This window comes from Gordonia sp. 11cp (genome assembly GCF_057767225.1).
In genome coordinates this window covers 574,550-587,559 of the sequence record NZ_CM173437.1, presented here as the reverse complement: position 1 = coordinate 587,559, position 13,010 = coordinate 574,550, and the positions used below count along the sequence as shown (strand labels likewise).

At 68.5% G+C, this 13,010-nt stretch carries 14 protein-coding genes; 10 read left to right on the top strand and 4 right to left on the bottom strand.

What is annotated here, in order from left to right:
• Positions 1-27 precede the first annotated feature (27 nt).
• From AC3B6C_RS02425 to AC3B6C_RS02405, 5 genes are all read left to right on the top strand, one after another.
• The gene (locus AC3B6C_RS02425; protein WP_488374757.1) at positions 28-651 is read left to right on the top strand and encodes a TetR/AcrR family transcriptional regulator; all 624 of its coding nucleotides are present in this window, start codon (positions 28-30) and stop codon (positions 649-651) included.
• A gap of 97 nt (positions 652-748) precedes the next feature.
• Positions 749-1,750 carry a D-2-hydroxyacid dehydrogenase gene (locus tag AC3B6C_RS02420; protein ID WP_488374756.1) on the top strand — a complete coding sequence of 334 codons (1,002 nt, stop codon included), beginning with the start codon at positions 749-751 and terminating at the stop codon, positions 1,748-1,750.
• A 37-nt stretch (positions 1,751-1,787) separates the two neighbouring features.
• Positions 1,788-2,720, top strand: coding sequence for a hypothetical protein (locus AC3B6C_RS02415; RefSeq protein ID WP_488374754.1), 933 nt, complete (start codon positions 1,788-1,790; stop codon positions 2,718-2,720).
• 63 nt (positions 2,721-2,783) lie between these two features.
• Positions 2,784-3,362, top strand: a complete 579-nt coding sequence (pyrE, locus tag AC3B6C_RS02410; protein ID WP_488374753.1) for an orotate phosphoribosyltransferase — start codon at positions 2,784-2,786, stop codon at positions 3,360-3,362.
• Positions 3,363-3,423: 61 nt separating this feature from the next.
• On the top strand, positions 3,424-4,080 hold the full coding sequence (locus AC3B6C_RS02405) for a TrmH family RNA methyltransferase (RefSeq protein WP_488374751.1): 657 nt from the start codon (positions 3,424-3,426) through the stop codon (positions 4,078-4,080).
• 7 nt (positions 4,081-4,087) lie between these two features.
• Here the strand turns inward: AC3B6C_RS02405 and AC3B6C_RS02400 are convergent, their stop codons facing one another.
• Positions 4,088-4,804, bottom strand: a complete 717-nt coding sequence (locus AC3B6C_RS02400) for a VTT domain-containing protein (protein WP_010840760.1) — start codon at positions 4,802-4,804, stop codon at positions 4,088-4,090.
• A 227-nt stretch (positions 4,805-5,031) separates the two neighbouring features.
• Here AC3B6C_RS02400 and fbaA point away from each other — a divergent pair, with 227 nt between their 5' ends.
• A complete protein-coding gene (fbaA, locus tag AC3B6C_RS02395) occupies positions 5,032-6,069 on the top strand; it encodes a class II fructose-bisphosphate aldolase (RefSeq protein ID WP_055474546.1) in 1,038 nt (345 codons plus the stop codon).
• A gap of 61 nt (positions 6,070-6,130) precedes the next feature.
• Here the strand turns inward: fbaA and AC3B6C_RS02390 are convergent, their stop codons facing one another.
• The 3 genes from AC3B6C_RS02390 to AC3B6C_RS02380 all read right to left on the bottom strand — a co-directional run bounded on the left by AC3B6C_RS02390 (position 6,131) and on the right by AC3B6C_RS02380 (position 8,596).
• Positions 6,131-6,421, bottom strand: coding sequence for a hypothetical protein (locus tag AC3B6C_RS02390; protein ID WP_488374750.1), 291 nt, complete (start codon positions 6,419-6,421; stop codon positions 6,131-6,133).
• Between the two features lie 148 nt (positions 6,422-6,569).
• Positions 6,570-6,866 carry a hypothetical protein gene (locus tag AC3B6C_RS02385; RefSeq protein ID WP_488358217.1) on the bottom strand — a complete coding sequence of 99 codons (297 nt, stop codon included), beginning with the start codon at positions 6,864-6,866 and terminating at the stop codon, positions 6,570-6,572.
• Positions 6,863-8,596: an Rv0361 family membrane protein gene (locus AC3B6C_RS02380; RefSeq protein WP_488374749.1), complete on the bottom strand. Its 1,734-nt coding sequence runs from the start codon at positions 8,594-8,596 to the stop codon at positions 6,863-6,865. The genes AC3B6C_RS02385 and AC3B6C_RS02380 overlap by 4 nt, the downstream gene beginning before the upstream one ends.
• Positions 8,597-8,949: 353 nt before the next feature.
• Between AC3B6C_RS02380 and AC3B6C_RS02375 the strand changes: the two genes are divergently transcribed.
• The 4 genes from AC3B6C_RS02375 to AC3B6C_RS02360 all read left to right on the top strand — a co-directional run bounded on the left by AC3B6C_RS02375 (position 8,950) and on the right by AC3B6C_RS02360 (position 13,001).
• On the top strand, positions 8,950-9,402 hold the full coding sequence (locus AC3B6C_RS02375; RefSeq protein ID WP_010840755.1) for a DUF3151 domain-containing protein: 453 nt from the start codon (positions 8,950-8,952) through the stop codon (positions 9,400-9,402).
• A gap of 33 nt (positions 9,403-9,435) precedes the next feature.
• The gene (locus tag AC3B6C_RS02370; protein WP_035716911.1) at positions 9,436-10,560 is read left to right on the top strand and encodes an FUSC family protein; all 1,125 of its coding nucleotides are present in this window, start codon (positions 9,436-9,438) and stop codon (positions 10,558-10,560) included.
• A gap of 48 nt (positions 10,561-10,608) precedes the next feature.
• Positions 10,609-11,517, top strand: a complete 909-nt coding sequence (locus AC3B6C_RS02365; protein ID WP_044508171.1) for a cation diffusion facilitator family transporter — start codon at positions 10,609-10,611, stop codon at positions 11,515-11,517.
• A 131-nt stretch (positions 11,518-11,648) separates the two neighbouring features.
• Entirely contained in the window at positions 11,649-13,001 is a 1,353-nt protein-coding gene (locus tag AC3B6C_RS02360) for an MFS transporter (RefSeq protein WP_488374747.1), read from the top strand.
• Positions 13,002-13,010: the final 9 nt, after the last annotated feature.

Below are 13,010 nucleotides of genomic sequence, written 5' to 3'. Positions count from 1 at the left end.
GTTCGACTCGTGTGCCAGACTCGCGGCATGGCAGACGTGGCGAATCGTGGGCGTGCGCAGGTGAAGACGCCGCGCCGTCGACGGGTGGACACCGCGCGACGCGCGGATCTGCTCGACAGGATCGAAGCAATCTTCCTCGCCGAAGGATTCACCACTGTCACCGTCGGTGAGTTGACGGAACGTCTGCACTGCTCCCGGGCGACGCTCTACAGTGTGGCGCCGACCAAGGAACAGATGGTCGTGCTGGCAACCAAACGATTCTTCGGAACGTCGGCAGAGGTCATAGAGCAGCGTGTGTCCGAACACGACGAACCTCGCACGCGCATCCTGACCTATCTCGACGGTGTGGCCGAGGCGATGCGCCGCAACTCTCAAGCGTTCTACGACGACATGGTCGCTTTCGCTCCGACCGCCGAGATCTACGCGCGTAACACAGCACGCGCCGCCGAACGCGTGCGCGAGCTGATTGAAGAAGGCATCGAGTCCGGGGACTTCCGTTCGACCGACGGGAACTTCGCCGCCCAGCTGGTGGCGCTGGCCATTGAAGGTGTCCAGTCCGGAGTTCTTCTCGAGCGCACGGGGATGAGTGCCGCCGACGCTTTCGGCGAACTGGGAACCCTACTTCTCAACGGACTGCTGGCCGATCGGTGAAGGCGCCCTCGCGTTTTCGGAGCTGACTCCGCCGCCCAGGGTTCGCGCCCTACGCTGCTGGGTCGCCTGACGCCGAGGTCACGCTTACGGTGGGGGCATGCACCCGCATCCACCTGTCGTCGCACTGCTGACCTCGCCGGACACCCTCCCCCCGGGAAACCTGGCCGAGATCGAAGAACTCGCGACGGTACGACTCTGCACGGCAGACGATCTCGGCGCCGCCCTCCCGGGCGCGGACGTTCTCGTGCTGTGGGACTTCTTCTCCCGCGGGCTCGCCGAGCACTGGGGTGCGGCGACGACATCCCTGCGCTGGGTGCATGTGTGCGCCGCGGGGGTGGATTCGCTGCTCTTCGACGAACTGCGGTCCTCGGATGTCGTCGTCACCAATGCCCACGGCGTCTTCGACCGTCCCATCGCGGAATTCGTCCTCGCCGCGATCCTCGCCCATCACAAGGGTTTACACGAGTCGATGGCCTTGCAACGCGACCACGAGTGGCGACACCGCGAGACGGTGGCCACCCACCGCACCTCCGCGCTCGTGATCGGTACCGGCGGGATCGGTCGAGCGACCGCGAAACTGCTTCGCGCCGTGGGCATCCGGGTGGTGGGAGCGGGCCGGACCGCGCGCGCGTCGGATCCCGACTTCGGACACGTCGTCGCCACCGACGACCTCGCCGCGCACGTGGGCGGTTTCGACACCGTCGTCGCGATCGCTCCGCTGACCGAGCAGACCGCCGGGATGATCGACGCGGCGGTACTGGCGGCGATGAAACCCGGCGCGCACCTCGTCAACGTCGGACGCGGCGAACTGGTCGACGAGGCGGCCCTCGTCGCGTCGCTCCGGTCGGGGCATCTGGGGGCGGCCACGCTCGACGTCTTCGTCACCGAGCCGCTGCCCGCCGACAGCGAACTGTGGGACCTGCCCGGGGTCGCGATCTCGGCCCACATGAGCGGAGACGCCGTCGGATGGCGCGAGGCGCTGGCCGAGCAGGTCCTCGACAACCTCCGGCGCTACGTCGCGGCGGGCACCGAGGAGCCGGCCGACGTGCTGGTCAACGTCGTCGACAAGGAACGCGGGTACATCCGGGTAGGCGGATGACCTCACCGCGGGCCTGCCGATAGTAGGCTGTAGCGCGATGACCACCGTCTATTTCCTGATCGCCGCCGTGGCCCTACTGGGTGCGGGTGTCCTGTTGTGGCTCGACCGCCAGCGGTCGAGCGTTGCACGGCACCAGCGTGCGGTCTGGGGCGACGAGCACGAGTTCAAGTTCCGCGAGTCGGACACCAAGCTGCGCAAGGTCTTCCGTCGCGCCACCATGAATGTGGGCGACCACATCCCGGTGCAGGACGTCGCCTACGGACACTACGCCGGGGTGGAGGCCGTGGTCTTCGACCTCGCCGAGACCGCGACCGTGATCGCCGTCCGACGGTCCTCGCCGTCGCATGTCGTCGTCGACCTGCGGCACGAAGACGTCCTCGCCCCCGCGGAGGAAGACGTGGAACTGCTGGGCGCGATGGGTCCGCGTGTCATGTTCTCCAACAATCTCGACGTCGCCCGCCGCGTGTGCGACCGCCGGATGGTCGCGCTCGCCAACAAGGCGCCCGCGTTCGTCGAGGTCCTGTGGAACGAGGGCAACTGGGCGCTCGGTTCGATGCCGGTGACCAACGACCCGGCCAAGCTGAACACCGGCCTGGAGGTCGTCCGCCGGTTCGCCGACCTCCTCCGGGTGCTGCCGCCGACGCGGGAACCCGAGGACTCGCCGGATCCGCGCGACCCGCACGGACCCACCCGGGCCGAGCTCGCCGACGAGAAGACCGAGTCACTGCGGGACAAGCGCAGGCGACAGGCCGCGGGCGCGCCGACCGGCGGTGGGTCGCCGGCCGGGGAGTCCGAGAACCAGGCCGCGACGCGAAAGCCTCCCACTCCGTCCCCGGCGTCGCCGACGACCGGAGGCCGGCGGATGACCCCGATGCCCGTGCGTGGGTCCGGGACCCGCGGGTCGGCCGGAACGGCTGACGAGACACCTCGCCGGGACACCGGCGAACGGCCCAACCGCCACCGCAACTGATCGCGCCACCACCCCACGCAGCCGGAGATCGAATCCCGGCACGTCGATCGAGAGGGAAGTCGCATGTCCTCGTCCGCCCCGGTTCCCGCCGAGACCCCGCGGGTCGACCCGGCCGCGAAGGCACGGCTCGCCGAGCTCGTCCGCGAGCTCGCCGTCGTCCACGCCCGGGTGACGCTGTCGTCCGGTAAAGAGGCCGACTACTACGTCGACCTGCGCCGGGCGACCCTGCATCACGAGGCCTCGCGGCTCATCGGGCGGCTGATGCGCGAACTGACCGCGGACTGGGACTACGTCGCCGTCGGCGGCCTGACATTGGGTGCGGACCCCGTGGCGACGTCGATCATGCACGCCGACGGGAAGCCGGTCGATGCCTTCGTCGTCCGGAAAGCGGCCAAGACGCACGGCATGCAACGCCAGATCGAGGGGCCCGACATCGAAGGCCGAGACGTCCTCGTCGTCGAGGACACCAGCACTACCGGCGCCTCGCCGTCCGCGGCTGTCGAGGCCGTGCGCGGCGTCGGCGGCAACGTCGTCGGCGTGGCCACCGTCGTCGACCGCGCGACCGGCGCCGATGCGGTCATCACCGCGCTCGGCGTGCCGTACCGCTCCCTCCTGGATCTCGGCGATCTCGGGCTTGCCTGACGCCGGGTCGGGGGACCCCGACGATCTCCCAGCCCCGGATCCCGCCGAGGATCCCGAGGTCGTGCCCGGTCCCACCGAGTGGCAGACCGGGCCGACCGTCGGCGTGGGGCCGTGGGCCGACGAGCACCCCGGCCGTCCCGTTCCCGACGATCCGCGCCTCGACGCTGAGCTGCTCGCGCACGGTGACACGCGCAACGTCGTCGACGCCTATCGGTACTGGTCGCGGGAGGCGATCGTCGCCGACATCGACGCGCGCAGGCACCCGCTGCACGTCGCCATCGAGAACTTCGCACACGACGCGAACATCGGCACGGTGGTGCGCACCGCCAACGCCTTCGCGGTGGCCGCCGTCCACATCGTCGGACGACGCCGCTGGAACCGTCGCGGAGCGATGGTGACCGACCGCTATCAGCACCTGATGCACCACGAGACGGTGTCCGATCTCATCTCCTGGGCTCGCGACGAGGGGCTGACCGTGGTGGCGGTGGACAACACTCCCGGTGCTCGTCCGCTCGAGACAGCCGATCTACCGCGCGACTGCGTGCTGCTGTTCGGTCAGGAGGGCCCCGGGGTCAGCGACGATGCGCAACGCGAGGCCGATCTCACGGTGTCGATCGCCCAGTTCGGTTCGACGCGCAGCATCAACGCGGGCGTGGCCGCCGGAATCGCCATGCACGCATGGGTCCGGCAGCACGCCGACCTCGACGCCGCGTGGTGAGGGAAGCTCAGTTCTTGGCGTCGTCGGACGCGGGGAGGGGCTCCTCCTCGACGACCTTCTTGCGCGAGCGCAGGATGCGCTTGACGATCTCGGTGATGATCGGCAGAACCGAGATGAAGACGATGAACAGGAAGATGTAGTCGATGTTGTCGCGGATGAACTCGATCTGGCCCAGGAAATAGCCGAGCAGCGTGACTCCCGCACCCCAGGCGACCGCGCCGATGATGTTGTACGTGAGGAAGATCGGGTACCGCATCTTCGCGGCACCGGCGACCAGCGGGGCGTAGGTCCGCACGATGGGGACGAAGCGCGCGAGGATGATCGTCACCGGACCGTGCTTCTCGAAGAACTCGTGCGCTTCCTCGATGTAGACCTGCTTCAGGATCTTCGCGTCCGGCCGGAACAGCGAATACCCCGCCTTCTTGCCGATCCAGTACCCGACCTGGTCGCCGAGGAAGGCCGCGATGGGGATCAGGACGAGGAGCACCCACAGCGGGGCGAAGGGCTCGATCTCCGCCGACTTCGCCGCCACGATGAGCCCGGCGGTGAAGAGCAGCGAGTCGCCGGGGAGCAGCGGGAACAGCAGACCCGACTCGATGAACACGACCAACAGCAGACCGGCCAGCATCCACGTGCCGAACGAGTTGAGCAGGTTCACCGGATCCAGGAATCCCGGCAGGAGCGCCAGGTTGGTGGTCGTGGTGGCAAGCGCGGAGTCGATCACGGGGACCCAGAGTACCTGCGCGTGGGGCGAGGACAGAATCTCACGGGTCCGCCACCGCCGGTTTCCAGCAGGTCCGGGCATGAATGGTGCCCGCGCCGGGTGATGTGGCACCTGCCATACTGAGTGAAGTCCGGCCGCGGGAAGTCCGGCTGCTCGCCACCGAAGCATCAATCGACGGCGAGAGAACCCGAACACCAGAGCACATCAACACCCTGGAGGATCCGTCGATGCCCATTGCAACCCCGGAGCAGTACGCCGAGATGTTCGACAAGGCGAAGAAGGGCGGTTACGCATTCCCCGCGATCAACTGCACCTCGTCGTCGACGATCAACGCCGCCATCAAGGGTTTTGCCGACGCAGGCAGTGACGGGATCATCCAGTTCTCGACCGGTGGCGCCGAGTTCGGGTCCGGCCTGGGTGTCAAGGACATGGTGACCGGTGCGGTCGCGCTCGCCGAGTTCGCGCACGTCGTCGCCGAGAAGTACGACGTCCTCATCGGCCTGCACACCGACCACTGCCCCAAGGACAAGCTCGACACCTACGTCCGCCCCCTGCTGCAGGTGTCGCAGGAGCGCGTCGACGCCGGCCGCAACCCGCTCTTCCAGTCGCACATGTGGGACGGCAGCGCCGTGCCGCTCGACGAGAACCTGGAGATCGCCAAGGAGCTGCTGGCGAAGGCCGGCGCAGCCAACATCATCCTGGAGATCGAGATCGGCGTGGTCGGCGGCGAGGAGGACGGCGTCGAGAACGAGATCAACGACAAGCTGTTCACCACCCCCGAAGACTTCGAGAAGACCATCGAGGCCCTCGGTGCCAGCGACTCGGGCAACCGCTACCTGCTCGCCGCGACCTTCGGCAACGTGCACGGCGTCTACAAGCCGGGCAACGTGAAGCTGCGCCCCGATGTCCTCAACACCGGCCAGGAAGTCGCCGCGAAGAAGCTGGGCCTCGGTGACGGAGCCAAGCCCTTCGACTTCGTCTTCCACGGCGGATCGGGCTCGCTCAAGAGCGAGATCGACGAGGCCCTGAGCTACGGCGTCGTCAAGATGAACGTCGACACCGACACGCAGTACGCCTACACCCGTCCGGTCGCCGGCCACATGTTCAGCAACTACGACGGTGTGCTGAAGGTCGACGGCGACGTCGGCAACAAGAAGGTCTACGACCCGCGCAGCTGGTCGAAGAAGGCCGAGACCAACATGAGCGAGCGCGTCGTCGAGGCGTGTAACGACCTCAAGTCCAACGGCAAGTCCCTGACTGCCTGACGGAGAGTCCCACGATCGCTGCCCGCACCCCGAAAGAGGTGCGGGCAGTTGTCTTTTCGGTTTACCAGCCTGTCGGTGAATCCGGCGTCGGATCGCGTTCTGGCCACCACGTGCTCAGACGCCATACGGTCGCGCCGACGATCGGAACGATCCAGACGATGCTCAGCCAGGCCACACTGCGTTGCAGGCCGAGACGATGACCGACGACGTCGACCGTTGCAAACATCGACAGCGTGATCCATACGGAGAACAGGACGAGGGATGCGAAAGCTAAATAGACCAGACGGTTGAGATCCGCGCTGCACGCAGCGTCTGGAGCGCATTCTGAAAGTCCGGCCTCGGCAAGCAGCACAGGTGCAATCTACCCATCGCCGGTGGTTGAACACTGTCGCACAGGATGAAATTGCCGCGGTCCCTCGATGCTCGCAGCGTCGCGACATCTGTGTGTTCATCGATGAGGCCAAGCAGGCGAACCACCTACGTGTCCGTGCTGGAGCGCCTCAGGTGAGGGCGAGCCCGACGACGACCGCGGCGGCGAGCGCGACCATCACCAGCGCCGCGATGACGACGGCCGGGTCGACGCGCGACCGGGACCGTTGCGGCGAACCCACGTCGTAGGGACGGATTCGATTGCTTCGGACCCGGTTGTCCGGCACGGGACGGATGTCCGTCGAGAGACCCCGGCGTGGCGTCGTGCCCGCAGGTGGTGCCGGTCGGGACGGGGGCGTGAAGTAGCCCGGCGCAGAACGGTCACCCGGGCCGGCCGGCGGTGGGCCGGACCGATGTCCGCTCGTCACGTGGGGTTGCAGACCTTCCAGTCGTCGCCGTCGCGCTGCAGGTTCAGCGTGACGGTTTCGGGCTGATCGGGTGAATTGGTGTGTACCGCGACCACTTCGACGACGGCCTGGTCACCGCCTTCGACGACGCGGACCGCGTTGATCGCCTGCGTCTGCACGAGTTCGTTGCGGGCCCGCTGCGCCTCGTAGGTCCGCTGGTACGCGGCGTCGTCGAAATCGCTGTAGAAAGCGTTGAGCTCGCCGCAGGTGACCGACCGCAGGGTCGAGAGGTCACCCTCGTACAGTGCGGTCGTGTAATCCATGGCCACGGTCGCGGCCTCGTCGGCGGGCGCCGGTGCGCGCAGGCTGTTGTAGGCGAAGATGCCGCCGACGACGGCCACGATCACCACCACGACCGCTGCCGCCGCGATCAGCAGACCCTTGCCGCGCTTCTTCTTCGGTGACGTGGGGCCGCTACCCGGGATGACCTGCGGTTCGCGGTCGGTGGTCGTCCATCCCTCGGTCGATGCCGAAACGGCCGGCTCCGGTGTGGTCCGGGCCTCCTCCTCGGCCTGCGCGGACGTCTCGCTCCGCGCAGAGGCGGCGGCAGCGGCTGCCGCGGGGATCACGGTCGTCGCCGCGTCCGATCCGGAGTCCTCGGCGGCAGCCTCGGTCTCCGTGTCGGAGGTTTCCGTCTCGGTCGTGTCGGTGCTCCCACCGGCGGGGACGGCGATCGCCTCGGTCGGCGAGTCGGCCTCTGTCTCCGCCGTCTCGTCCGCCGCTGTCTCGTCCGCTGCTGCGTCGGGTGCCTCGTCCTCGAGAACCGCCGGCTCGGTCGTGTCGGTCGCGTCGGCCGGTTCGTCGTCCACCGGTTCCGCCTCGGCGTCCGGGTCGACGACGGGGTCCTGGTCTGCTTGTGATGCGACAACGGACTCGTCCGGTGCAGTCTCGTCCGGCGCGGATTCGTCCGTCGCCGTGTCGTCGTCCACCGGCTCGGCTTCGGCTTCGGCCTCCGCGTCGGCATCGGTCTCGTCGACGGTGTCGGTCTCGGCGTCGGAATCGGTCTCGTCGTCGGAATCGCCGGGCGTCGATCCGGCTGCCACCGCGGCCGCACCTGCCGCTGCCACACCGGCGCTGACCGCGGTACCCGTCGACGGGTCCGTGTCGTCGGGAAGGGTCGGTTCGGCGGTCGCCTCGGCATCCGAATCCGAATCCGAATCCGGCTCGGGCTCAGTGGATTCGGACTCGGGAGCCTCGGCGTCGGGCGGCCCGGACTCGGTGTCCGAGGCTGCTGTCTCAGAGTCGGCGAGCTCGGCTTCGGGGGATGCTGCGTCGGCCTCCGGGGCGGTCGGGTCGATGTCGTCGAGGTCCTCGAGCTCGGCGGCGTCGGGGAGATCCGACCGTTGGATGACGGTGGTCGCCGAGTCGCTCGGGCCGAGGCGCTTCGGTGCAGGAGTGGCGTCGTCGGGGGCGCTGTCGTCGGCAGCGGTCTCGCCGGTTTCCGCGGACTCGGGTTCCGCACTCAGCGGGTCGATGTCGTCCAGGTCCTCGAGGTCCTCGGCCGACGGCAGGCTGTCGCGGTTGATCACCTGGGTGGCGCCGTCGATCCCGCGCCCACCCTTCGGTTTCGGTGCTGCGGGCTTCTTCGCGGCACCGTCCGCCGTGGACGCGTCTGCCGTGGACTCCGCGGCGGTCGCCTCGGTCGTCGCGGCCTTGTCCTCGGCGGTCTCGTTCTTGGTGGAATCGTCCACAGCTGGCTCGCGGCCCTCTCTGCTGGTGCTGGGTGGAGTGGCGTCGGTGCCGGTCGGAGTGGTGCCGGGCACCGGTCGTGCACCCGTCCGGCGAGCGCGACGATCATCCCGAACCTGTTTCAGGGTCGACAATGCCCTGGTGACAGCAGCTCTCGGCCTCTCGGATCGCGCCATCGACTGTTTCACCCCGTATTCGCCATCGCACGACTTCGGTCCGGCCGCCCGACGACGCCGATCACCGGGGGCAGCAGGACCGATTGCGTCATTCACCCTAGCGAACGGCCCGACATTCCAGCACTAGGGCGTTTGATCGAACGGACGGCCCCGGGCGGCGCGATGCTTGAATAGAGGACATGACGTCTTTCGGAGATCTTCTCGGCCCGCAACCGGTTCTGCTCACCGGGGACGACGACGCCGAATCAGACCTGCTCAACGGTGCCGCCGCGGCGGAGGTCGCGGCCGCGCATCCGACCGCCTCGATCGCCTGGGCCTACCTTGCCGAGGCGGCTCTCGAGTCGTCGAAGACCGCCGCGGCCGGTGACGACATCGACTCTGCCGCGGTGATCGCGGCGTACGCCTATGCGCGCACCGGTTACCACCGCGGCCTCGATCAGCTGCGACGACACGGCTGGAAGGGTTTCGGGCCGGTGCCGTGGAGCCACGAACCCAATCGCGGCTTCCTACGGTGCGTCGGGGCGCTCGCCCGGGCCGCCGAACTGATCGGCGAGGAAGACGAACACCTGCGCTGCCTCGACCTGCTCAACGACAGCGATCCACGCGCGGCCGCCGAACTCGGCCTCGTGTGATCCGACCGGTCACCCGCGGATGACGTCCGCCTGATGGCAGCAAGAGCCGCGAACCCGTCGTATCCGCGCCGGGTGTTCAACGCGATGCCCGCGCCGCTGAAGAACCGGCTGCGCCGGCTACGCGTGTCGTTGGTGCCGATCGTCCAGTGTGCGCTGGCCGCCGGGGTGTCATGGTGGATCGCGGTGGAGGTCTTCGTCCATCCCGATCCGTTCTTCGCGCCCATCGCCGCGGTGATCTCCCTCGGCCTGTCCCTCGGGCAGCGGTGGCGCCGGGCCGCCGAACTCGTCGGCGGCGTCGCGATCGGCATCCTCGTCGGCGACCTGTTCATCAGCCTGGTCGGCGAGGGGGCCTGGCAGATCATGGTCGTCGTCGCCCTGGCGATGACGGTGGCGGTCTTCCTCGACGACGGCCCGCTCGTCCCCATGCAGGCGGCCTCGTCGGCCGCGCTGGTCGCGACGCTCCTCCCGCCCGGCGGCGTGGCGGGTTTCCATCGCGCGCTCGATGCGCTCATCGGCGGGCTGGTCGGCATCCTCGTGGGGGCGCTCCTGCCGGTGAATCCGGCGAGCCGGGCGCGCCGGGACGCGGCCGGCGTCCTCGCGACGGTCCGCGACGCCGCCCGCCAGCTGGCCACCGGACTGCGCGAGCGCGACGAGGAACTCATTGCCGCCGCACTCGAGTCCGGGCGCGGGACGCAGGCCGCGATCAACAAGATGCGGTCGGACATGACCGGCGGGCGCGAGGTCACGCGCATCTCACCGCTCTACTGGGGCTCCCGGATGCGGCTGGACCGGATCTCGGCGACCGCCGACCCCATCGACAACGCGGTCCGCAACTTCCGCATCATCGCGCGGCGTTCGCTCGGCATGACCCAGCGGGGTGTGCCGGTGCTCCCCGAGCTGATCGAGATCATCGACGATCTCGCCGGGGCCTTCGAGGTGCTGCGCGCGATGATGATGGCCGATCCCGGTGAGGAACCCGATCAGGCCGACGCGGCCCGGGTGATCCGCAGCATCGTGCGCAAGGCCCGCGTCGACCTGGTCACCAACAGCGAGTTGTCGGAGGCCGCGTTGCTCGCCGAGATCCGCTCGCTGCTCGTGGACCTGCTGATGACGGCGGGTCTGCGCAGGTCCTCCGCACTGGCGACCCTCCGGAGCTGACCAACCTGTTGCGACATATGCGAACTTCTGCATATATTGACCGGCATCATGGGGCACTCACATTCGCACTCGCACGCTCCCACGGCCGGGGGCCGGCGCCGCCTCTGGCCGATGGTGCTGGCCGTCGCGCTCATCGGCGGCTACTTCGTCGTCGAACTCGTCACCGGCATCCTGGTGAACTCGCTGGCGCTGATCGCCGACGCCGGACACATGCTGACCGACGTCGTCGCACTCGTCATGGGCCTGATCGCACTGCTGCTCGGCCGGCACGGGCGGACCACCGACACCCGTAGTTTCGGTTGGCACCGCGCGGAGGTGTTCACCGCGGTCGCCAACGCCGTACTGCTGATGGGCGTCGCCGTCTTCGTGCTCTACGAGGCGGTCGAGCGGATCGGCAGCGATCCGCAGGTCCCGGGCCTCACCCTGATCGTCGTGGCCCTGGTGGGCCTGCTGGTGAACCTCGGGGTCATGCTGCTGCTGCGGGCCGACGCGAAGGAATCGATCGCGGTCCGCGGCGCATATCTGGAGGTGCTGGCCGACGCCGTCGGCAGCGTCGGCGTACTGGTGGCCGGCATCGTCGCGATGACGACCGGATGGGGTTACGCCGACATCGTCGTCGCGGTACTGATCGCGCTGTGGGTGGTTCCGCGGGCGGTGCGACTGGCACTCGACGCGCTGCGCATCCTGAACCAGCAGGCGCCGGCCCACGTCGACGTCGAGGCATTACGGGCCGATCTGGCCGACATCCCGGTGGTCGACGACGTGCACGACCTCCATGTCTGGACGCTCACGACCGGGATGGATGTGGCCACCGTGCATCTCGGCAGCAGTCGGCCCAATGCCGAGGTGTTGCCTGCCGCGCAGGCCGTCCTGGCGCGCCACGGTCTCGAGCACGCGACGGTGCAGATCGATCCCGACGATCACCAGCGACGGTGCCGGGAGGAGATGACCTGGTGACCGCGCGCCGTCGAGCCGCGGACAGGCCCCACATCGCGGCCGGCTGACGCCCGAGCAGCGGTCGCAACTTTTCGTTCACGCTGATTCGTAGTCGCCGGATCGGGCGGCCGCGTCGTTACCGTGTGTCGGTCATGGCTACCTCCACACTCGCAGCTGCGCCGGTCGTCGAGACCGATGCCGAGCGTCGCAAGCGCCTCCGCACCGTCGTCGCGGCAAGTCTTCTCGGCACGACCGTCGAGTGGTACGACTTCTTCCTCTACGCGACCGCGGCGAGCCTCGTGTTCAACCAGCTGTTCTTCCCCGACCAGAGTTCGTTCGTCGGCACGCTGCTGTCCTTCGCCACGTTCGCGGTGGGCTTCGTGGTGCGTCCGATCGGCGGAATCGTGTTCGGGCACATCGGCGATCGCATCGGCCGCAAGCGCACACTCGCGATCACGATGGTGATGATGGGCGTCGCGACCGCCCTGATGGGCGTGCTGCCGACCGCGGCGTCGGTCGGTGTGCTCGCCCCGATCCTGCTGCTGCTCCTGCGGGTGGTGCAGGGGTTCGCGCTGGGCGGGGAGTGGGCGGGTGCGGTCCTGCTTTCGGTCGAGCACAGTCCGGACGGCAAACGCGGTCTGTTCGGGAGCATCCCCCAGATCGGTCTGGCGCTCGGACTCGCACTGGGTACCGGTGTGTTCGCCCTGCTGCAGGTGGTCCTCGACGAGCAGGCGTTCCTGACCTACGGCTGGCGCATCGCGTTCCTGGTGAGCATCGTCCTCGTGGTCATCGGCTTCGTCGTGCGCCTGAAGGTGGACGAGACGCCGGCGTTCGCCGAGGTCGCCGAACTCGCGAAGAAGTCCACGGCACCGCTGCGCGACGTCGTGGTCCCGCCGAACACGCGCAACACCGTCCTCGGTCTCCTCGCCCGGTGGGGTGAGGGCTCCGCCTTCAACACCTGGGGCGTCTTCGCGATCGCCTACGCCACCAGCGAACTCGACATGGAGAAGGTCCCGGTCCTGGTGGCCGTGACTATCGCCTCGCTGGTGATGGCGGCCCTGCTGCCGTTCTCCGGCCTGCTCACCGACCGCTATGGCGCCAAGACGATCTACCTCATCGGGATCACCGCCTACGGCGTGGCGGTCTATCCGGTGTTCGCCCTGTTCGGGACGGCGAACCTGCTGTGGTTCACCGTCGGGCTGGTGATCGTCTTCGGCGTGATCCATGCGCTCTTCTACGGCGCGCAGGGAACGTTGTTCGCGAGCCTGTACCCGACCCCGGTGCGCTACACGGGCCTGTCGGTGGTCTATCAGTTCTCCGGCATCTACGCCTCGGGACTGACGCCGCTGATCCTCACCGCACTGATCGGCGCGGCGAGCGGGTCGCCGTGGCTGGCCGCCGGATATCTCGTACTCACCGCGATCATCAGCGTCGTGGCGACCGCGCTCATCCGGCGCGACGACCTTCACCTCACGACAGGTTCGGAGGCACGGCCGGTCGCCTGACCCGCCGGG

What these genes read in the sequence shown, in the direction of transcription:
- AC3B6C_RS02425 (WP_488374757.1), top strand. Translation starts at nt 28, where the DNA reads ATGGCAGACGTGGCGAATCGTGGGCGTGCGCAGGTGAAGACGCCGCGC.
- AC3B6C_RS02420 (WP_488374756.1), top strand. Translation starts at nt 749, where the DNA reads ATGCACCCGCATCCACCTGTCGTCGCACTGCTGACCTCGCCGGACACC.
- AC3B6C_RS02415 (WP_488374754.1), top strand. Translation starts at nt 1,788, where the DNA reads ATGACCACCGTCTATTTCCTGATCGCCGCCGTGGCCCTACTGGGTGCG.
- pyrE (WP_488374753.1), top strand. Translation starts at nt 2,784, where the DNA reads ATGTCCTCGTCCGCCCCGGTTCCCGCCGAGACCCCGCGGGTCGACCCG.
- fbaA (WP_055474546.1), top strand. Translation starts at nt 5,032, where the DNA reads ATGCCCATTGCAACCCCGGAGCAGTACGCCGAGATGTTCGACAAGGCG.
- AC3B6C_RS02375 (WP_010840755.1), top strand. Translation starts at nt 8,950, where the DNA reads ATGACGTCTTTCGGAGATCTTCTCGGCCCGCAACCGGTTCTGCTCACC.
- AC3B6C_RS02370 (WP_035716911.1), top strand. Translation starts at nt 9,436, where the DNA reads ATGGCAGCAAGAGCCGCGAACCCGTCGTATCCGCGCCGGGTGTTCAAC.
- AC3B6C_RS02365 (WP_044508171.1), top strand. Translation starts at nt 10,609, where the DNA reads ATGGGGCACTCACATTCGCACTCGCACGCTCCCACGGCCGGGGGCCGG.
- AC3B6C_RS02360 (WP_488374747.1), top strand. Translation starts at nt 11,649, where the DNA reads ATGGCTACCTCCACACTCGCAGCTGCGCCGGTCGTCGAGACCGATGCC.